The sequence below is a fragment of the Terriglobus saanensis SP1PR4 genome (assembly GCF_000179915.2).
Classification (GTDB): Bacteria; Acidobacteriota; Terriglobia; order Terriglobales; family Acidobacteriaceae; genus Terriglobus; species Terriglobus saanensis.
Genome location: NC_014963.1, coordinates 3,956,976 through 3,975,586, shown reverse-complemented (window position 1 = coordinate 3,975,586; position 18,611 = coordinate 3,956,976). Strand labels below are relative to the sequence as shown.

The following is an 18,611-nucleotide window of genomic DNA, read 5'->3' as shown; positions in this document are numbered from 1 at the left end:
TGTAAACCCAGGAGACGGATCTTGGCCACTGCTGTTGCTCCTCCCAGTTCGACCGCAGTACTGCGCGCCGGGATCAATCCGTGGGTCGTGGCACTGACCGTGACGCTTGCCACGTTCATGGAGCTTCTGGATACGTCGATTGCGAACGTTTCGCTGCCGTACATCGCGGGTGGCCTGGGACGTTCGTTCGATGAAGTGACGTGGATTCTCACGACCTATCTTGTGGCCAACGCAGTGATTCTGCCGATGTCCGCATGGCTCTCGCGCGTCTTCGGCCGGAAGAACTATTACATGGCATGCGTGACGCTCTTTACGATCACGAGCTTCTTCTGCGGGATCGCACCAAGCCTGGGTGTGATGCTGTTCGCGCGTGTGCTGCAGGGCATTGGCGGAGGCGGCCTGGCTCCCGTGGAACAGGCAATCCTTGTAGATACCTTTCCGCCCGCGAAGAGAGCTTCCGCCTTTGCGCTGTACACCGTAGCGATTGTGACCGCGCCCGCCATCGGACCTGTGCTCGGGGGTTGGATCACGGACAACTACAACTGGCGCTGGGTCTTTCTAATCAATATCCCCATCGGCATCCTTTCACTGTTTCTGACGAATCGTTTCGTGCACGATCCTCCGGGCTTTGCGGCGGAGCGGGCCACGGCGCGCGACAGCAAAGGTAAGTTGAATGTGGATGGAGTCGGCATCGCGCTGATTGGCCTGGGCAGCGCCGCGCTGGAGATCCTTCTCGATCGTGGGCAGATCGATGACTGGTTCGGATCGACGACGATCATCTGGTGCTTTGTCATCGGCGTCACGTGCCTGACGGCTGCGGTCTTCTGGGAGCTGAACGTTGCGGATCCTGTGATCGATTTCCGCATGTTGAAGGTGCGTAACTTCGCGATCTCGAACGTCTTTTATTTCGTCTTCGGCGTGGGCTTGTTTGCTTCGACGACGATGATCCCGCAGATCCTGCAGTCCTTGTATGGCTATCGCGCGATCGACGCAGGATTGGTCCTTGGACCGGGAGCCTTTGTGATTACGCTTCTTGCTCCAGTAGGCGCGCAGTTGGTGCAGCGCGGCATCGTGCATCCACGCATCCTGTTGTTTGGCGCTGTGATGATCGTGGGTATTTCGTTTATCCACTACAGTCACTTCAACCTGCAGACGGATTACAGACACTACGCCCTGGCGCGTGCTTTGCAGGGATTGGGCTACGCATTCTTCTTCGTTCCGCTTTCGGTGATTTCGTACTCGCAGCTCGCACCGAACCAGAACAACAAGGCTTCGTCGCTGACGAACTTCTTTCGCAACTGGGGTGGAAGCTTTGGCATCGCGTTTGTCACGACGATGAGTGAGCGTCGGCAGAACTTTCATCAATCGGTGATGGGCGCGAATCTGGGCCCCTCCTCGCCCTTCCTGCAGGACACTGTGCGACAGACTGCGGCATTCCTGCAGACACACGGTTTCGCGCAGGCGGATGCAATGAATGCAGCGTATCTTCGCGTCTATAGCCAGATGGAATCGCAGACGCGCTTCCTTGCGTTCATGGATTGCTTCCATGTGCTGGGCATGCTGACGCTGTGCGCCGCGCCGCTGGTGTTGCTGACGAAGAACTTCAAGCTGGGTGGAAAGGCCCCGCCAGCGCATTGATCTAGTGCGAGAAGAGCCGCGCCAGCGCGAAGGCTGCGCTGGCGGCGAGCCCTCCGATGAGCGTGGTCTGCAAAGCAGCCTTGAAGCCGCTGACTCCCGTCGCCTTTCCTTTTGCAAAGCCGAAGACGGCGAGCGCGATGAGCGTGCAGAGGACAGAGAGGCTCAGCGCGCGCTGCATCGTGGACGCGACGAAGTAGGGCGCGAGCGGAATCAATCCACCCACGATGTACGAAACGGCGATAGTCAGCGCACTCTTCCAGACTCGCGATGGATCTGGCTCTTCCAGCCCAAGCTCGAAGCGCATCATGAAGTCCACCCAGGCCTTGGGATTGTGGCTGAGGGCTTCGACGATGGGCGCGCTCATCTCCGGGGAGAGTCCGTACTGCTGCAGGACCAGCGAACACTCTTCTTTTTCGTCCTCGGGAATTTCTTCGATCTCGCGGTACTCGCGACGCAACTCGCTCGCGTAGTGTTCGGCATCGCCACGCGCAGCCAGGTAACCGCCCAGGCCCATGGCGATGGAACCAGCGGCAATCTCCGCCAGACCTGCAGTGACGACGATGTGCACCGCAACAGTGGCCCCGGAGAGTCCCGCAGCCAGGGCGAAGGGAACGGTGAGACCGTCTGACATGCCGATGACGACGTCGCGCACAAAGACGCCCGCGGTAAAGTGCGCTTCGTGGTGATCCTGACTATGTTGCATGTCTGTTTATAGATTCTTTTCGTGTCAGGCGTGGAAAGCAACGATAGCTTCCACGACGCGGTCCTGCTCATCTTCGCGCAGTTCAGGGAAGATCGGGATCGCCAGGACTTCGCGCGCGGCACATTCGCTGTGGGGGAAGTCGCCCGGAACGTAGTCGAGGCTCGCAAGTGCCTGCTGCTGATGAAGCGAAAGAGGGTAGTAGATCTCCGTGCCGATGCCGCTTGCCGTCAGGTGAGCGCGAAGGTCGTTGCGTCGCGATGAGCGGATCACGTACTGGTGCCAGACGTGGGTGGCGCGCGGGTCGGTCTGCGGCAAAACTAGATCGGCCGCGTCCGCGGATGTGCCGAGAGTCAGGCCCGAATCCGCGAAGAGCCAGTGATAGCGCGCTGCGATGCGAGCACGGTCCAGGTTCCACTGCTCGATATGGCGAAGCTTGATCAGCAGGACGGCGGCCTGCATCGTGTCCATGCGGGCGTTCCAGCCCACGATTTCGTGGAAATACCGCTCGCGCATGCCATGGACGTGAAGGAGATTGGCGCGATCCGCAATGGTGTCGTCGCTGGTGGTTACCAGACCGGCGTCGCCCCAGGCTGAAAGGTTTTTGGTCGGGTAGAAGCTGAAGGCAGCGGAGTCTCCCAGCGCGCCTGCGGGAATGCCATTCCACTTCGCTCCGAATGCCTGCGCGGCGTCCTCGACGAGTAGGAGATTATGCTTTATTTTCAATCGGTTGAGGGCATCAAAATCAGCGCATTGGCCGTAAAGGTGGACGGGAAGAACGGCCTTGATGTCGGAGTTGCGTTCGAGGATCGCGGTGACGGTCAGCGGCGAGAGGTTGAAGGTGACCGGATCGATATCGGCCATGACGGGCTGTGCGCCGCAGCGCAGAATGGCGCTGGCGGTGGCAAAGAAACTGAAAGGAGAGGTGATGACCTTATCGCCGGGGCGGACGCCCGCGGCGTCCAGAGCAAGCCAGAGGGCTTCCGTGCCGCTGCTGCAGCCGATGGCGTGGGTCGTGCCCAGCATGGCGGCTGCGGCAGTCTCGAATGCTTGGACTTCTTTTCCGAGAACGAAGCGTCCGGCGCGGCCAATTTCGGCCAAAGCGGCCTGGATTTCTTCCCCAACTATGGTGTACTGGCGGCTGAGGTCGAGCATCGGAATAGGGGCCAGTTTCATTTCGGGCATCCCCGCTATTCTAAATCCATAAAACTCGCTACCTTGGGGCAAGGTGGCGAGTCCAATGTGAAGACTCTTCCCGTTTTCCGATTGTATTTGGCGCGGGAAGCTGTGTATTGTGAACGCCTCAGGCCAAACGTGGTCCTGAAGCCCTGAATGGCAGACCCCCGAAATTTGGGGAATGTACGATTTTTTTGACGATGCGCTAGAGCGTATCGAACGTAGACACGAAGAAGAGGAGATCGGCAGTTATGGATTCCAAGCCGGCACAGAATATTCAGGACACTTTCTTGAACACCGTTCGCAAAGACAAGTCCCCTATCACGATCTACCTTGTGAGTGGCGTAAAGTTGACGGGCAAGATCCGTTCCTTTGATAAGTATTCGGTTCTCCTGGAAAACAATGCCCAGGAGCAGTTGATCTTCAAGCATGCGATTTCGACGGTAGTCAGCACACGCGGTGGAGCACATGTGGAACGGGCCCATGCTCCTGTCTCGTCGGCGGGTGTCTCCGGCGAGGCAGGATCGCCGGCGGCCTAGCTTATCAGCGTGGCAAAACCCACAAAATCCGCAGGAACTTCGCGGTTGGAACATGCGGCATCGGAGCGGTCGGCTGCGGTGACGGCAGTTGCGGAAAAGGCCGTTCTGGTGGCCGTGGAGATCACGGGCAGCAGACGGTCGATCCCTGCTGCCGCTCTGATGGCGCGCTCTGCTGCGTCCATTGGCAATTCGAGCGATGACTCCATCGAAGACGATGACGAAGATTTCGTTGTTCCTAAAGCCAAAGCAGTTGAGTCAGACGTGGACTTTGAGTCCTCCCTGGCGGAGTTTGAAGAACTGGCCCGTTCTGCGGGAGCGACCATCGCGGCGACGTTGGTGCAGCGCCGGGGGCGACCCGACCCGGCTACGCTGATCGGCATCGGCAAGGTGGAAGAACTTGCAGCAATGGCGGAGTCGACCGAGGCGGACGTTGTCCTCTTCGATCACGACCTGACGCCGACACAGCTTCGCAATCTGGAAAAAGAGATGCCGTGCCGCGTCATCGACCGGACGCAACTCATCCTGGATATCTTTGCCCGTCACGCGCGGACGCGGGAGGGGCATCTGCAGGTCGAACTGGCGCAGCTGGAGTATCAACTGCCGCGCCTCGCAGGCAAGGGCAAAAGCATGTCGCAGCTCGGTGGCGGCATCGGCACACGAGGCCCCGGCGAGACCCGCATCGAGACAGACCGCCGCGTCATTCGCGGCCGGATCGACCACGTCAAGGCGCAGCTGGAGCAGGTACGTCGTATTCGCAGGCAGCAGAGGCAGAGGCGCGAAAGCGTCCCTGTGCCCACGGTCGCGCTTGTCGGTTACACCAACGCCGGGAAGAGCACGCTCTTCAATGCTCTGACGGAGGCGGGTGTGCTGGCGAGCTCGCGCATGTTTGCGACGCTGGACCCCAAGCTGCGGCAGTTCGTTCTGCCCTCGCGCCGGAAGGTGCTGCTGAGCGATACGGTTGGCTTCATCCGCAATCTTCCGCATGCGCTCGTCACCAGCTTTCGCGCCACGCTGGAAGAGGTCGAGCGGGCCGAGCTTCTCTTGCATGTGCGGGATGCATCTTCCGCAATTCTGGAAGAACAAAAAATGCAGGTGGAAGCAGTGCTGGCCGAGCTTGAGGTGGCGAGGACTCCGCGAATCGAAGTCTTGAACAAGATCGATCTGCTGAGCGAGCCGGAACAGCAGGCGCTTTTGGGTCGCAAAGACGTCATTGCGATCTCGGCCGCAAAGGGCGTTGGTCTCGACGTCCTGATCGCTGCCATCGAAGACCGGATTGGCGGCGAAAAGGCGCCAGATCCCACGGCGGAAGCGGAGTTTCGCATTCCCCAGCGCGAAGGCCGGACGATTGCCGCTCTGGAAGCCGGATGTTCGATCGAATCAAAACGGTTTGATGGAAGTTTTGTGGTGATGTTGGCGCGCGGACCGGCATCCCTGCTGAATCGCTACCGCCGCTTCCAGGAGGCGGATGTGGCGAAGCCCGACACCGGTCCCGTGGCGCGGCCGAAGCGGCGCGTCCGCAGGATAGAAACTGCAACAAAAACACGGTAAACAGGGAAAATTCACCCAGACATAGTTCAGGCCGCGCAGGGGGAGTGGAGGTGGGTCCCAGAGACGCGGCCTGATCGGACCCGAACGGGTCTAGGCGTAACCACAGTCTACGCCCGATATCAGGCATAAGTCCTACGGTTTTAATAAATAATCTCCGTTCGAATACCGTCTCAATTGGGCGATTACAGCCTTAGAGTGGAAGGCGAAACATTGACTCACCCGAAGCCCCTCTGCTAAAAATAAAGGGTTGCACCGTCCTGAAAACGCCTCCGGGCGCCCTTCTTTCCTGCCTATAACGGCTTGAATACGCGGGACTTTCATTCGGAGCTCCCACGGAAAATATGCAAGATATTTTGAACCAACTTGGCGAACTTGTGCTCGGCTCTGTGCCAACGATGATCTTCTTCGTCGTGCTGGTGATTGCCTATGCTGCGCTCGTTCGTAAGCCTCTCGAAACAATGCTGGCAGAGCGCCATGCGCGGACCTCCGGAGCAATGGACCAGGCGCGTTCGGCCATCTCTGCGTCCGAGGCGAAGGCGGCGGAATACGAAGCCAAACTGCGCGATGCGCGGACGAAGATCTTTGAAAACCGCCAGGCCATGCTGAAGCAATGGAACACGGAGCGCGAGAAAGCTCTGGAGTTGGCTCGCCACGATGCGCAGCGGCGTATCGGCGTGGCGCGCGAGGCAGTTCAGCGCGCTGGTGACGAAGCGAAGCAGCAGCTACAGACCTCTGCGGCGCAGCTCTCCGATCAGATTTTGAAGGCGATTTTGCCTACGCACCGGGGCGGCGCGGCGGTGCAGGGATGACGATGCGAGCATGCGTGCTGTTGGCTTTGGTTTTGATGTTGGGCGTGGCTCCTGTTGTCCCCTTGCGGGCACAGGCTGTTGCGGCTTCGCCTTCGACGGCGTCCGGCCAGAAGGCTGAGCCTCAGGCAAACTCCGCCGGCAAGAAGAAAGAAGCCGAAGAGGGAACTGAAGCATTCAAGAAGTCGCCCATGGTAATTTCTCTGGGCCGCATGATGGGTATGAGTCCGGAGACGGCTTCGACGGTCTTCACCTGGTTCAACTTTGTCATTCTTGCCCTTGCCATTCTTTACGCTTTGGCTAAGGCTTTGCCGAAGACCTTTCGCGGACGGACGCAGGGAATCCAGAAGAATTTGGTCGAAGCACGATCTGCAACGGAAGAGGCCAATGCTCGTCTCTCTGGCGTGGAAGCGCGTCTGGCAAAGCTGGACGGCGAGATTGCCGCTCTGAAGTCCGAGGCGGAGAAAGATGCTGCAGCAGACGAAGCGCGCATCAAGGCTTCCGTCGCCGACGAGCGCGAGCGTATTGCGCATGCAGCCGAGCAGGAGATTGCGGCGGCGGAAGCACACGCACAGCGCAACCTGCGTGAGTTCGCCGCAAAGCTGGCTGTGGAGCAGGCTGCGAGCAAGCTGAATATCTCGGACGATGACGATAGTGAGATCGTGCGTGGGTTTGCCGCGCGTCTGGCTGCGTCGGGCAAGGGAGGCAGCAACTAATGGCGGCCTTTGCACTGCGTTACGCGCGCGCTCTCGATGAAATTGTCACGGCCCATAAGTTGGATCGCAACGCGGTAAGCGCCCAGCTGGGTGATTTTGCCGGAACGCTGGCGGAGAGCCACGATCTGCACGAGTTTTTGATGAACCCTGCGATCGAGCACGAGAAGAAGATCAAGGTGCTCGATGCCATTGCCGGACGTCTCGGGATGGATAAGGTTGTCCGCAACTTCATCGCGGTTCTGATGGATCACCAGCGCCTCATGGCTATTGGCGAAGTGATTGCTGAGTACGTTGCCGTTGCCGATGCAGGCGCGGGGACGAGCGAGGCGGAGATTACCTCGGCACGCGGTTTACGCGAAGAGGACAAGCAGGCATTGACTGCCGAGGCAGCGAAGCTCGCGGGCGGAAACGTTCGTGTGCTTTGGAAAGAAGATGCTTCGCTTCTGGGCGGAGCGGTGATCCGCATTGGGTCGACGATATATGACGGGTCTGTGCGTGCACAGCTCGGCCAACTGGAACGGCACCTGGCAGGCACAGGCGCGTAAATCCAGGCTTTCAGATTTATAAAAGTACGTATAAGGGATACAAATGGCACAGCTCAAGGCAGACGAGATTACAGAACTCCTGCGGCAGCAGATTGAGAACTACGAGCAGCGCGTCCAGGTGGACGAGGTCGGCACCGTGATCTCGCTCGGCGACGGTATTGCACGCATCCATGGGCTCGATAAGGTCATGGCTGGCGAGCTGATCGAATTTCCCCATGGCGTTGCGGGTCTTGCGATGAACCTGGATGAAGACCAGGTCGGCGCGGTTCTGCTGGGCGACTATACGCTCATCAGCGAAGGCGACCAGGTCAAGCGCACGGGCAAGATCATGTCCGTTCCCGTAGGCGATGCCATGATTGGCCGCGTCGTGAATGCGCTCGGTCAGCCCATCGACGACAAGGGACCCATCGACACGCCGCACTCGCTCCCCATCGAGCGTCTTGCACCGGGCGTCATTGCACGTAAGTCGGTCACCGAGCCGATGGCGACGGGTATCAAGGCCATCGATACGATGATTCCGATTGGCCGTGGCCAGCGCGAACTTCTCATCGGCGATCGCCAGACAGGCAAGACCGCCATCGCGCTCGACACGATCATCAACTCCGCGAAGAACGACCTGATCTGCATCTACTGCGCGATCGGTCAAAAGCGTTCTTCCGTTGCGCAGATCGTCCAGACCCTCGAAGAGTACGGCGCGATGAAGTACACCATCGTTGTGGCCGCGACCGCGAGCGAGCCTGCTCCGATGAACTACCTGGCTCCCTTTGCCGCGACCGCCATGGGCGAGTACTTCCGCGACAACGGCAAGCACGCGCTGATCATCTACGACGATCTCTCGAAGCACGCTGCTTCGTACCGCGAAATCTCTCTGCTCCTCCGTCGCCCCCCGGGCCGCGAAGCATACCCCGGCGACGTCTTCTATCTCCATTCGCGTCTGCTCGAGCGTTCGGCGAAGATGAGCGACAAACTCGGCGGCGGTTCGCTGACGGCCCTGCCGATCATCGAGACCCAGGCAGGCGACGTTTCCGCCTACATTCCGACCAATGTGATTTCGATCACCGACGGACAGATCTTCCTTGAGACTGATCTCTTCAACTCCGGTATCCGTCCGGCTGTAAACGTAGGTCTTTCGGTGTCCCGTGTCGGCTTCTCGGCTGCGATCAAGGCGACCAAGCAGGTCGGCGCAACGCTGAAGCTGGATCTCGCTCAGTATCGCGAACTCGCTGCCTTCGCTCAGTTCGGTTCGGATCTCGATCCTGCCACGCAGAAGCAGCTGAACCGCGGTAAGCGTCTCACGGAGCTTCTGAAGCAGAAGCAGTTCCGTCCGCTCACAGCAGCGCAGCAGGTTTCGATCCTCTTTGCCGGTGTGAATGGTTTGCTGGACGATGTCGACGACAAGCAGATCGTGAACTTCGAAGATGGCTTCCACGCGTACATGGCCACCAATGGCCAGGGCATTCTGGATGCGATCACAGCGAAGAAGCAGATCGACGACGAGATCAAGACGCAGCTGACGGCTAAAATCAACGAGTTCAAGACGACCTTCAAGGACGCGCAGAAGGAGAAGCAGCCGGCGACGGTGACTGCGTAGTTGATATTCTCTTGACAGGGGGCTTCATGAATCACGATTTATTAACGATCGCTGTCCCGACTATCACCGTTCTTATAGGCATTCTGATGAACCGGAATGACTATGCAAAGCTGGACACGCGCATCGGCGGTATCGAAACCAGGCTTGATTCCAGAATGAGCAGCCTGGACGGTCGGTTTCACGCGGACATGATGCAAGTAATTGGCAAGCTGACAGAGTTAGAGGTGCGCGTAGCGCGCCTCGAGGAAAAAGTAAGTCGATAGATGGCAAACGTACTCGATTTGAAGCGACGGATTCGTTCCGTCAAAAACACGCGGCAGATCACGAAGGCCATGAAGATGGTCTCGGCGGCGAAACTGCGCCGTGCGCAGGAGCGCGCGATGCAGGCTCGTCCTTACGCGCAGATGCTGGCCGCAGTGCTGGAATCTCTCGTGCGCCGCACGGCCATGTATGACGACGCCGCAGGCGAAGTAATGCATCCGCTGCTGGTAGAGCGCGAAGAGAAGAACGTGCTCGTCCTTGTGATCGCCGGAGACAAGGGCTTTGCAGGAGCGTTCAACAGCAACATCGGCAAGGCTGCTCAGAACTTTGTGAACGAGCGCGTGGCGAAGGGGCAGAACGTCGATGTCGAGACTGTGGGACGCAAGTCTCGCGACCTCTTCAAGCGTCGCTATCCTGATGCGGTCTGGGAGCACAAGGACGTCGAGTACGACAACGGCCTCTCGCACCACATCGAAGACATCCGTCATCGCGCACAGCAGGTAGAGCTGACCTACGACCGGTCGCACCTTCTGGCCAAGCTAAACTTTTCCGAAGTCGACAAGGTGGCACACTCGATCATCGAACGCTATGAGCGTGCGGAGATCGACGCAGTCTATCTGGTCTTCAACGAGTTCAAGAGTGTGATCGCGCAGCGCGTTGTTGTAGAGAAGCTGCTCCCGATCCGCAAGCTGGGAACACATGAGTACACCGCTATCGAAGAGATGACGGAAGAGCAGAGAGAAGCCGCAGCACATGCAGCAGCCACTTCGGGCGTTTCCATCCATGAGCCGGAACAGACGGCGATGGAAGAGGAAGCCAAGAAGTTTGGTACGGCGGATGTGGACTATCTCTTCGATCAGGATCCGAAACGTCTGTTCCGTCATCTGATGCCGCGCTACGTGACGACGCAGATCTACCATGCGCTCATCGAGTCGGTCGCCAGCGAACATGCTTCGCGTATGACGGCGATGGATGCGGCGAGTTCGAATGCGAGCGACATGATCGACACGCTGACTCTGACAATGAACCGTGTTCGTCAGGCAGCGATCACCAAGGAAATTATTGAGATTGTTTCGGGAGCGTCGGCCCTCTAGGCCGCGCGTTCAAGGAAAGAGATTATGGCAGAGATCATTGGAAAAGTAGTTTCGATCAGCGGCCCGGCCGTTGATATTCAGTTCGAAGAGTCGCACATGCCGCCGATCTACCAGGCGTTGCGCATCACCAGCGAGGGGTTCGATATCCCCACGCCCATGAACGTGGTCGTCGAGGTGCAGCAGCATCTCGGTGAAGGCCGTGTCCGTACGATCGCGATGGAAGCGACCGAGGGCATGGTGCGCGGCATGAAGGCAATCGACACGGGCAATCCGATCATGGTGCCGGTGGGCCGTGAGACGCTGGGCCGTGTGCTGAACGTGATCGGCGAGCCGGTAGACGAACTCGGTCCCGTGCAAACGCAGAAGCGTATGCCGATTCACCGCCAGGCGCCCGCGTTCGACGAGCAGTCGACCTCGGAAGAGATGTTCGAGACGGGCATCAAGGTCGTCGATCTGATCCAGCCCTTCTTGAAGGGCGGAAAGATCGGTCTCATGGGCGGAGCCGGTGTAGGTAAGACCGTGCTCATCCAGGAGCTGATCAACAACGTCGCCATGCAGCACGGTGGTTTCTCGGTCTTCGCCGGCGTCGGCGAGCGTACCCGTGAAGGCAACGATCTCTGGATGGAGTTCCAGGAGTCCGGTGTTATTGATCCGAATGACTGGAAGAAGTCGAAAGCTGCCCTGATCTACGGGCAGATGACCGAGCCGCCAGGAGCCCGTCTGCGCGTTGCGTTGACCGCGCTCACCATCGCCGAGCACTTCCGCGATGAAGAGGGTGCCGATACGCTGCTGTTCATCGACAACATCTTCCGCTTTACGCAGGCCGGTTCCGAAGTCTCCACGCTTCTGGGCCGTATGCCCTCCGCCGTGGGTTACCAGCCGAACCTTGCCAGCGAAATGGGCCAGCTGCAGGAGCGCATCACGTCCACGAAGAAGGGTTCTGTTACCTCCGTACAGGCCATCTACGTGCCCGCCGATGACTTTACCGATCCGGCCCCGGCAACCACGTTTGCTCATCTGGATGCGACCACCGTGCTGAACCGCGCTTTGACCGAGATCGGTATCTACCCTGCGGTAGATCCCCTCGCTTCCAACTCGCGGATTCTCTCGCCCCGCATCGTGGGTGAGGAGCACTACAACACGGCGCAGTCGGTCAAGGCCATTCTGCAGCGCTACAAGGATCTGCAGGACATCATCGCGATTCTCGGTATCGACGAGCTTTCGGAAGAAGACAAGCTCACCGTCAGCCGCGCGCGTAAGGTGCAGCGCTTCCTTTCGCAGCCCTTCCACGTCGCTGAAGTCTTCACCGGCAACCCCGGCAAGTACGTCAAGGTCGCCGACACGGTGCGCTCCTTCAAGGAGATCATCGAAGGCAAGCATGACGACATTCCTGAGCAGGCCTTCTACATGAAGGGCGGCATCGAGGAAGTGCTGGCAGCCGCTGAGAAGATGAAGGCAACGGCGTAATCTGTTTGAGTTTTCGTAGTAAGAGGGATGTACGTTGGCTGAAGAAACGAACAATACGACGGGCCTGCTGAAGATTCGTCTGGTGACGCCGGACCGCATCCTCATCGACACAACGGCGGAGGCGATTGAGCTTCCGGCGCTGTGTGGGTACATGGAAGCGCTGTACGGGGCGGCACCGCTGCTGGCGGAGCTGGGCGCAGGCGAAGTGAAGCTGCACGGCGGAGCTTCGGGCGACGCAAAGTTCTTCGTCGCCTGGGGATTTGTCGAGGTGCTTCCGGAGCGCGTGACCGTGCTTGCAGAGACGGCGCAGAAGCCGGAAGAGATCGATCCGACGCAGGCGCAGAAGGAACTCGAGTCGGCGCAGAAGGACTGGAACGAGTCCGGCGACGATGCGGACAAGTACGAGTACGCCCGCGCGGAGATTCGCGTAGCCGAAGAGAAGATCGCAGCCAGCAAAGACCGCTAAACCAAACCAACCAAAAGCGAGGCAGCCGGAGACGGTTGCCTCGCTTTTTTAACGAGAAATTCGCAGTGCCAACATCCCCTGGTCGCTAAAGTAAACCTATGCTCACCCCCAACCGTAGAGACTTTCTTAGCCTTCTGGGCGGCTCCGCAGCCGCTGCCGCCATCGGCACCAGGACCGCGTTTGCTGCACCAAAGCCCGAGACGTTTGAATTTCTCTTCCTGACCGATACCCATCTGCAGCCGGAGCTGAATGCGGCGCAGGGATGCGATATGGCCTTCAAGAAAGCGCGGGGTGTAAAGGCCGACTTCGCCCTGCAGGGTGGCGATCACGTCTTCGACACAATGGATGTCTCCAAGGAGCGCGCTCTTTCGCTCTTCGACCTCTACGCCAAGACGGAGCAGGACCTTGGCCTGAAGCTTTACCACACCTGCGGAAACCACGATTGCTTCGGTGTCTCCAGCAAGGGGAAGACGAGCGAGAGCGATCAGCTCTACGGCAAGAAGATGTTCGAGGAGCACTTCGGGCGCGCCTACTACAGCTTCGACCACAAAGGCGTGCACTTCATGGTGCTGGACTCTGTGCAGCCGCTGCCAGGCGGTATGGGGTACGAGGGGCACATCGACGAGGCCCAGCTTGCGTGGATCGCAGACGACCTCGGAAAACTGTCTCCCACGACTCCCGTGATCGTGTCGATCCATATTCCGTTGGTGACGGCCTATGAGTCGTACCTGAAGGCAGCTCCTGACGGAAAGACCAAGCGCGGCAGCCTTTCGGTCAACAACTCAGATCTGGTAGTGAAGCAGTTCGAGGGACGCAACGTCCTGGGCGTTCTGCAGGGCCACACGCACATCTGGGAGACGGTGACCTGGCATGGTGTCCCCTACATCACTGGCGGCGCTGTGAGCGGCAACTGGTGGAAGGGCACACACATGGGGACCGCCGAGGGCTATACCGTGGTGCGCGTAGAGAACGGCAAAATGTCGACGCGGTATGAGACCTACGGATTCAAGAGCGTGGCTCCGGAAAATACCTAGACCCGTGTCACAAATCGACTTCGTAGCCGGTCTTTGCTGATACATACCACCGAGAAGCCGTCAAAGGTTCTCGGGCAGCGAGGAAGGTTCTCTATGAAGATCGTAGTGATTGGCGGAAGTGGTCTGATCGGTTCACGTGTGGTTGCGAAGCTCAGCGCGCTCGGTCATGAGGCCGTGGCAGCGTCTCCCTCGTCGGGAGTCAACACGTTGACGGGCGAGGGCATCGCCGAAGTCTTGCAGGGTGCGCAGGTCGTCATCGACGTGGCGAATTCGCCCTCTTTCGAAGATGCGACGGCCCTTGAGTTCTTCAGCAAGTCAGCCCACAATCTCTTCCCGGCGGAGATCGCGGCAGGTGTAAAGCATCACATTGCTCTCTCCGTCGTAGGTGCGGATGTGATGACGGACATGGGCTATATGCGGGCCAAGATCGCGCAGGAGGCGGCGATCCAGGCCTCGGGCGTGCCGTACACCATCGTTCGCGCAACCCAGTTCTTCGAGTTCATGGGCCAGATCGCCGAGGGTTACACGAAAGACAACGTAGCGCACGTTCCCTCCGTCCTGATGCAACCCATCGCGGCAGACGACGTCGCTGCAGCACTCGCTCAAGTGGCTTTAGAGGAGCCGATCAACCGCACCGTCGAACTGGCCGGACCAGAGAGCCTCCGCATGGACGAACTGGTGCGGCAGTTCCTTGCGGCGCGGAAGGATCCCAGGGAGGTGGTCTCCGATCCCGGTGGAAGCTACTTCGGCGCCGTGGTGACGGACCAGACGCTGAGGCCTGGGATTAGTCCTCTGCTGGGGACAGCGCACTTCGGTGACTGGATTCTCTCTGAGTAGAGAAGAAACCAAAACCGGGTGCCCCATGTCCCGCTTTTGGGACATGGGTTATGCGCGAAGCGCATCCTTCGCTTGCTCCGCAGAAACAGCAGATCTCTCCGCTTCGGTCGAGATGACGGACATTACTGAAATGACACCGTCATTTCGACCGACCGGAGCAAAGCGAAGGGAGCGGAGAAATCTGCTTTTGCCATGTGCCAAAGGCGCATCTGATCGCTACGGGAGGACAAGCAGCTACAGATACTTGGCAAGCCGCTTCTGCATAATCCCAACAGCCTCCTCACTCTGGTCCACAAGAATAAACCGTCGCTTATTCTTCGCAGCAGCCTCGCCCGTCGTCCCCGAGCCCGCAAAAAAATCCAGCACCGTATCCTTCGGTTTTGTATGAACCTTGACGATGCGGTTCAGCACCCCAAGAGGCTTCTGCGTCGGATAACCCGTCTTCTCTTTCCCGGTAGGGGAGACGATCGTGTGCCACCAGACGTCCGTAGGCGTCTTACCCCGCGCAGCTTTTTCCGCGCCTACCAGCGTAGGAGCCATGTACTCAATCCGGTCGCAGGCAGCGAGGTTGAAGGTGTACTTCGTCGGGTGCTTGGTATACCAGAGGATGGTGTCGTGCTTGCCGGGCCAGCGCTTGGTGGAGCGCGCGCCGTAGTCGTACGCCCAGATGATCTCGTTCTGAAAACAAGGGCGTGTGAAGATCTGGTCCAGCATGACTTTGCAGTAGTGGCTTTCGCGCGGGTCGATGTGAAAGAAGAGTGCGCCGTGCGGTTTCAGGATGCGATAGGCCTCCTCCAGACGCGGCCGAATGAAACCGAGAAAGTCGTCAAAGGTGTCTTCGTAGGCCGCGGCCTCGGCGAGCTTCTCGGTACGGTAGCGCGCACCGCCAAAGCCGGTGCGGTCGCCCGCTTCGTCGCGGACGGTCTTCATGCGCGTACGCTTCTGGACGCGGCCCGTATTGAAGGGCGGGTCGATATAGATGAGGTCGACGCTCTCGCTGGGGAGCGTTTGCAGGAAGCCAAGGTTCTCCGCGTGAACGACCTGACCAAGTGCGGAGCGTTTCGAGGGCATGTGGATGAGCGTATCGCATTGGAGCGGGGCCGGGTAACGGAAGTGAGAGGATGTACCCGATTCGTGTATCGTTCGGTAGTTCTACGATTCTGGAGTGCATTTGGCGACAAAGCGAAAAGTACGGATCGAGTGGGCGATGCAGACGCATGTGGGCCTCGTGCGTCACACAAACCAGGACGCTGTGGGCGCGGAGGTCGAAGGCGGTCTCTTCGTCGTCTGCGATGGCATGGGCGGTGCTGCAGCGGGTGAGTTGGCTGCGCACATGGCGGTGCAGATCTTTCTGCGCGAGGCCCATCGGGGCGGTCCCGATAGGGGATCGGTGATCGCCAACGCTGCTCTTGTGGCGAACCGCGAAGTCTATGCGTACGCGCAGGACAACCCGCGTTTGCGCGGCATGGGAACGACTCTGGTTGCGCTCTCGGTTGGTGTGAACGTACCGGCTAAGGCAAACACCATTCCCTTGGCGATTACGCACATAGGCGACTCGCGTTGCTACCGATTTCGTGGCAGCACGTTGGAGCTGCTGACGGAAGACCATTCCCTTGTAGGCGAGCAGGTACGCCTGGGCGAGATGTCCGAAGAAGAGGCTGCCGCTTCACCCATGCGGAATGTAATCACGCGCGCCGTAGGGACGGCTGCCGAGGTAGAGGCTGACCTTCTCCGCGCCGAAGGTCTTGAAGGCGATGTGTACCTTCTCGCCTCGGATGGCCTGACGCGCGATCTCTCGGAGAAGGAGATCGCGGAGCTCTTGGAGCTTAATGATGCATCTCTGGAGACAGCAGCGGAGAAGTTGGTCCAGGCCGCGAATGACGCGGGTGGTGGAGACAATACGACGGTCGTCCTGGTACGCGTAGGCTTCTAAGAGCTAGGTCTGCTCTGATAGATTCAACTCTCGTGCTTCTTCCAGAAGCGCGTTCAGGAGATGGGCATGGCCGCGAAAGAAATGTACTTCGACGACTTTCAACTGGGGCAGAAGTTTCATTCCAATGGAGGCGTGAAGGTTACGGCGCACGAGATTACGGAGTTCGCGCAGAAGTACGATCCCCAGCCCTTCCACCTGGACGAAGCAGCAGGAAAGAGCACGTTCTTCCAGGGACAGGCCGCGAGTGGCTGGCTGACGGCGGCCCTGGTCATGCGCATGCGCGTGGAGACCATCACGGTCGTCGGCGGCATGATCGGCGCAGGCGTGGAAGAGATCCGCTGGACGGAGCCGGTGCGTCCGAACGATGTGCTGCGGACCGACACCGAGGTCGTGGGCCTGCGTGTGTCAAAGTCGCGTCCCGAATTGGGACTGGTGACCATCTACACGCTGGTACTGAATCAGAATGACAAGGTTGTGATGAAGAGCACGGTGAACTTCCTGGCTCCCTTGAAACCCAAAGGCTAGACGCCTCCTGGCGTGGGGTGCCGTGGGTGGTACAAAACGCTGGATTCCACAGTGCCGAAGCGTATCCTTGAGCAATGATGCGAATGACGGTGCTGGCGTCGGGGTCGAAGGGCAACAGCGCCGTAGTGTCTTCGTCGGGGACGCGCATCCTCGTGGACGCGGGATTGAGCTGTCGCGAACTGATGCGGCGCATGGCGATGGTCGGTGAGAATCCCGAGACGCTGGACGCCATCCTGATCACCCATGAGCATGCGGATCACGTAGCCGGTCTACCGGTGCTGGCGCGCAAGTTCGGCATCCCTGTGTACTTCACCGAAGCGACGCATCGTGCGTGGGTGCGACAGGTGACGCCGCAGAAACGAACGACGTATGCGCAGTGGCTGGAACAGCGCAAGGCCGAGATGGCTCTCCGCGACGAAGAGTTGGTTCGTTCGTATGCGGCGAATGCGTGCGGAGCCCCGAATGAAGCTCCAGACGAGCATTTTTTTGTACCTTCCGCTGAGAGCATGAGCGAAGGTTCCAGCGAAGCCGACAAGGCCTCCGAAGAGCACAACGCGGTCAAGCTGGCCGCCGCAGCCGCCGAGGATCTCTGCGACGAGGCAGACGCGCCGGCGGTGAAGAAGAGCGTAAAGGACAACCCGAGCTATTTGCCCGTCGTGGAGTACTTCCGCGCGGGATCACATCTGGCGATTGGCGACATCGACATTCTCCCCTTCACCATTCCCCATGACGCGGCAGACCCCTGCGGGTTTGTCTTCGAAGCGGAGGGCATCCGCCTGGGTTTCGCGACGGATCTGGGCTATGTACCCCAGAATGTGAAGATGGCACTGAAAAACTGTGACGCGCTGCTGCTGGAGAGCAACCACGATCTCGAAATGCTGCGGGACGGGCCGTATCCGTGGAGCGTGAAACAGCGTGTCCTCTCCCGGGTGGGGCATCTTTCGAATACCGCAACGGCGGAGTTTCTGACACGAGATTATGACGGTGGAGCGGCCTATGTCATCCTGGCGCATCTTTCGGAAAGCAACAACCTTCCCGAAATGGCGCGTCTGGCGGCGGAACAGGCCATCGGCGACCGTTTGAGCCTGCTGGGGAACAAGATCCTTCTGGCACAGCAGGCAGAGCCGATGCAACCGCTCTGCCTGTAGGGTTTTGAACCGTTTGGCCAGGATTTAACGTCCAATCTATTGATGCCTGATTTGGGCGGCAAAAGAGTAAGATAAGCGAATCGACACATGATGAATGCGACACCTATCCCGAACGAGCACCCAGTGCTCCATGGCTCCGATGCGACAGGCGGATGCACGGACCCGGTGATTGGCGATATTTTGTCGGGCTGGCGATACGACATCTCGGGCGTTTCGCCGGAGATGCGTACGGATTATGTACAGCACTTCGCGGATTGCGCCCGCTGCAGAAGCCGACAGCGGCTTCATCGCACCATCGACGTGACGTTGATGGTGATCTCTTCGGTTTCCATCGTGGTCTTCCTTCTGGCGACTGCCGTGATCCATCGCGGGCCGTTTGGACAGATGAGGGTCGCCGCGTTGCACTATCGCGATGTCTCGTTCGCTCTGACGCTGCAGATGGCAGCTGTCGGTGGCCTCCTCTTCTCGCTGCTGATGTGGATCCTCGTGGCGATTGCGACCCCTGCCCCTACGGTTATTTCTGGCACGGTAAAGCAGGTTCGTAACGGACGTGGCCTGTAACGCCGGTCACGTTGAACGTTCCTCTT

At 59.2% G+C, this 18,611-nt stretch carries 20 protein-coding genes; 17 read left to right on the top strand and 3 right to left on the bottom strand.

Going from position 1 to position 18,611, the window contains the following annotated elements; genetic code table 11:
* Positions 1 to 21 precede the first annotated feature (21 nt).
* Entirely contained in the window at positions 22 to 1,638 is a 1,617-nt protein-coding gene (locus ACIPR4_RS16265; protein ID WP_013569759.1) for a DHA2 family efflux MFS transporter permease subunit, read from the top strand.
* A 1-nt stretch (position 1,639) separates the two neighbouring features.
* Here the strand turns inward: ACIPR4_RS16265 and ACIPR4_RS16260 are convergent, their stop codons facing one another.
* Positions 1,640 to 2,341 carry a VIT1/CCC1 transporter family protein gene (locus ACIPR4_RS16260; protein ID WP_013569758.1) on the bottom strand — a complete coding sequence of 234 codons (702 nt, stop codon included), beginning with the start codon at positions 2,339 to 2,341 and terminating at the stop codon, positions 1,640 to 1,642.
* A 24-nt stretch (positions 2,342 to 2,365) separates the two neighbouring features.
* Positions 2,366 to 3,514 (bottom strand): DegT/DnrJ/EryC1/StrS family aminotransferase, encoded by a 1,149-nt coding sequence (locus ACIPR4_RS16255; RefSeq protein ID WP_013569757.1) that lies wholly within the window; start codon positions 3,512 to 3,514, stop codon positions 2,366 to 2,368.
* A 251-nt stretch (positions 3,515 to 3,765) separates the two neighbouring features.
* Between ACIPR4_RS16255 and hfq the strand changes: the two genes are divergently transcribed.
* The 12 genes from hfq (at position 3,766) to ACIPR4_RS16195 (ending at position 14,418) form a co-directional block, all read left to right on the top strand.
* Entirely contained in the window at positions 3,766 to 4,053 is a 288-nt protein-coding gene (hfq, locus tag ACIPR4_RS16250) for an RNA chaperone Hfq (RefSeq protein ID WP_013569756.1), read from the top strand.
* Between the two features lie 45 nt (positions 4,054 to 4,098).
* Positions 4,099 to 5,601, top strand: coding sequence for a GTPase HflX (gene hflX / locus ACIPR4_RS16245; RefSeq protein ID WP_013569755.1), 1,503 nt, complete (start codon positions 4,099 to 4,101; stop codon positions 5,599 to 5,601).
* A gap of 341 nt (positions 5,602 to 5,942) precedes the next feature.
* Positions 5,943 to 6,410, top strand: a complete 468-nt coding sequence (locus ACIPR4_RS16240; RefSeq protein WP_013569754.1) for a F0F1 ATP synthase subunit B — start codon at positions 5,943 to 5,945, stop codon at positions 6,408 to 6,410.
* Positions 6,407 to 7,123, top strand: a complete 717-nt coding sequence (locus tag ACIPR4_RS16235; protein ID WP_013569753.1) for a F0F1 ATP synthase subunit B family protein — start codon at positions 6,407 to 6,409, stop codon at positions 7,121 to 7,123. The genes ACIPR4_RS16240 and ACIPR4_RS16235 overlap by 4 nt, the downstream gene beginning before the upstream one ends.
* Complete coding sequence (gene atpH, locus ACIPR4_RS16230) at positions 7,123 to 7,668, top strand: ATP synthase F1 subunit delta (RefSeq protein WP_013569752.1); 546 nt, start codon at positions 7,123 to 7,125, stop codon at positions 7,666 to 7,668. The genes ACIPR4_RS16235 and atpH overlap by 1 nt, the downstream gene beginning before the upstream one ends.
* 43 nt (positions 7,669 to 7,711) lie before the next feature.
* The gene (atpA, locus tag ACIPR4_RS16225; protein WP_013569751.1) at positions 7,712 to 9,259 is read left to right on the top strand and encodes a F0F1 ATP synthase subunit alpha; all 1,548 of its coding nucleotides are present in this window, start codon (positions 7,712 to 7,714) and stop codon (positions 9,257 to 9,259) included.
* 26 nt (positions 9,260 to 9,285) lie between these two features.
* Positions 9,286 to 9,522, top strand: coding sequence for a hypothetical protein (locus ACIPR4_RS16220; protein ID WP_013569750.1), 237 nt, complete (start codon positions 9,286 to 9,288; stop codon positions 9,520 to 9,522).
* Positions 9,523 to 10,614: a F0F1 ATP synthase subunit gamma gene (locus tag ACIPR4_RS16215; protein ID WP_013569749.1), complete on the top strand. Its 1,092-nt coding sequence runs from the start codon at positions 9,523 to 9,525 to the stop codon at positions 10,612 to 10,614.
* Positions 10,615 to 10,638: 24 nt separating this feature from the next.
* On the top strand, positions 10,639 to 12,081 hold the full coding sequence (gene atpD, locus ACIPR4_RS16210) for a F0F1 ATP synthase subunit beta (RefSeq protein ID WP_013569748.1): 1,443 nt from the start codon (positions 10,639 to 10,641) through the stop codon (positions 12,079 to 12,081).
* Between the two features lie 34 nt (positions 12,082 to 12,115).
* Positions 12,116 to 12,547: an ATP synthase F1 subunit epsilon gene (gene atpC, locus ACIPR4_RS16205; protein WP_013569747.1), complete on the top strand. Its 432-nt coding sequence runs from the start codon at positions 12,116 to 12,118 to the stop codon at positions 12,545 to 12,547.
* Between the two features lie 98 nt (positions 12,548 to 12,645).
* Positions 12,646 to 13,581, top strand: a complete 936-nt coding sequence (locus tag ACIPR4_RS16200) for a metallophosphoesterase family protein (protein WP_013569746.1) — start codon at positions 12,646 to 12,648, stop codon at positions 13,579 to 13,581.
* Between the two features lie 93 nt (positions 13,582 to 13,674).
* Positions 13,675 to 14,418, top strand: a complete 744-nt coding sequence (locus tag ACIPR4_RS16195) for an SDR family oxidoreductase (protein ID WP_013569745.1) — start codon at positions 13,675 to 13,677, stop codon at positions 14,416 to 14,418.
* 234 nt (positions 14,419 to 14,652) lie between these two features.
* Here the strand turns inward: ACIPR4_RS16195 and ACIPR4_RS16190 are convergent, their stop codons facing one another.
* Positions 14,653 to 15,489 (bottom strand): DNA-methyltransferase, encoded by an 837-nt coding sequence (locus ACIPR4_RS16190; protein WP_013569744.1) that lies wholly within the window; start codon positions 15,487 to 15,489, stop codon positions 14,653 to 14,655.
* A gap of 100 nt (positions 15,490 to 15,589) precedes the next feature.
* Here ACIPR4_RS16190 and ACIPR4_RS16185 point away from each other — a divergent pair, with 100 nt between their 5' ends.
* The 4 genes from ACIPR4_RS16185 (at position 15,590) to ACIPR4_RS16170 (ending at position 18,585) form a co-directional block, all read left to right on the top strand.
* Entirely contained in the window at positions 15,590 to 16,351 is a 762-nt protein-coding gene (locus tag ACIPR4_RS16185) for a PP2C family protein-serine/threonine phosphatase (RefSeq protein WP_245536363.1), read from the top strand.
* A gap of 60 nt (positions 16,352 to 16,411) precedes the next feature.
* Positions 16,412 to 16,876 (top strand): MaoC family dehydratase, encoded by a 465-nt coding sequence (locus tag ACIPR4_RS16180; protein ID WP_342612299.1) that lies wholly within the window; start codon positions 16,412 to 16,414, stop codon positions 16,874 to 16,876.
* A 74-nt stretch (positions 16,877 to 16,950) separates the two neighbouring features.
* Positions 16,951 to 18,024, top strand: a complete 1,074-nt coding sequence (locus tag ACIPR4_RS16175; protein ID WP_041586143.1) for an MBL fold metallo-hydrolase — start codon at positions 16,951 to 16,953, stop codon at positions 18,022 to 18,024.
* A gap of 87 nt (positions 18,025 to 18,111) precedes the next feature.
* Positions 18,112 to 18,585 (top strand): hypothetical protein, encoded by a 474-nt coding sequence (locus tag ACIPR4_RS16170; protein ID WP_013569740.1) that lies wholly within the window; start codon positions 18,112 to 18,114, stop codon positions 18,583 to 18,585.
* Positions 18,586 to 18,611: the final 26 nt, after the last annotated feature.

Excerpts from the sequence above, each read along its gene's own strand:
- ACIPR4_RS16260 (WP_013569758.1), bottom strand. The coding sequence starts at position 2,341 with ATGCAACATAGTCAGGATCACCACGAAGCGCACTTTACCGCGGGCGTC.
- ACIPR4_RS16255 (WP_013569757.1), bottom strand. The coding sequence starts at position 3,514 with ATGAAACTGGCCCCTATTCCGATGCTCGACCTCAGCCGCCAGTACACC.
- hfq (WP_013569756.1), top strand. The coding sequence starts at position 3,766 with ATGGATTCCAAGCCGGCACAGAATATTCAGGACACTTTCTTGAACACC.
- ACIPR4_RS16240 (WP_013569754.1), top strand. The coding sequence starts at position 5,943 with ATGCAAGATATTTTGAACCAACTTGGCGAACTTGTGCTCGGCTCTGTG.
- ACIPR4_RS16235 (WP_013569753.1), top strand. The coding sequence starts at position 6,407 with ATGACGATGCGAGCATGCGTGCTGTTGGCTTTGGTTTTGATGTTGGGC.
- atpH (WP_013569752.1), top strand. The coding sequence starts at position 7,123 with ATGGCGGCCTTTGCACTGCGTTACGCGCGCGCTCTCGATGAAATTGTC.
- atpA (WP_013569751.1), top strand. The coding sequence starts at position 7,712 with ATGGCACAGCTCAAGGCAGACGAGATTACAGAACTCCTGCGGCAGCAG.
- ACIPR4_RS16220 (WP_013569750.1), top strand. The coding sequence starts at position 9,286 with ATGAATCACGATTTATTAACGATCGCTGTCCCGACTATCACCGTTCTT.
- ACIPR4_RS16215 (WP_013569749.1), top strand. The coding sequence starts at position 9,523 with ATGGCAAACGTACTCGATTTGAAGCGACGGATTCGTTCCGTCAAAAAC.
- atpD (WP_013569748.1), top strand. The coding sequence starts at position 10,639 with ATGGCAGAGATCATTGGAAAAGTAGTTTCGATCAGCGGCCCGGCCGTT.
- ACIPR4_RS16200 (WP_013569746.1), top strand. The coding sequence starts at position 12,646 with ATGCTCACCCCCAACCGTAGAGACTTTCTTAGCCTTCTGGGCGGCTCC.
- ACIPR4_RS16195 (WP_013569745.1), top strand. The coding sequence starts at position 13,675 with ATGAAGATCGTAGTGATTGGCGGAAGTGGTCTGATCGGTTCACGTGTG.
- ACIPR4_RS16190 (WP_013569744.1), bottom strand. The coding sequence starts at position 15,489 with ATGCCCTCGAAACGCTCCGCACTTGGTCAGGTCGTTCACGCGGAGAAC.
- ACIPR4_RS16180 (WP_342612299.1), top strand. The coding sequence starts at position 16,412 with ATGGGCATGGCCGCGAAAGAAATGTACTTCGACGACTTTCAACTGGGG.
- ACIPR4_RS16175 (WP_041586143.1), top strand. The coding sequence starts at position 16,951 with ATGATGCGAATGACGGTGCTGGCGTCGGGGTCGAAGGGCAACAGCGCC.
- ACIPR4_RS16170 (WP_013569740.1), top strand. The coding sequence starts at position 18,112 with ATGATGAATGCGACACCTATCCCGAACGAGCACCCAGTGCTCCATGGC.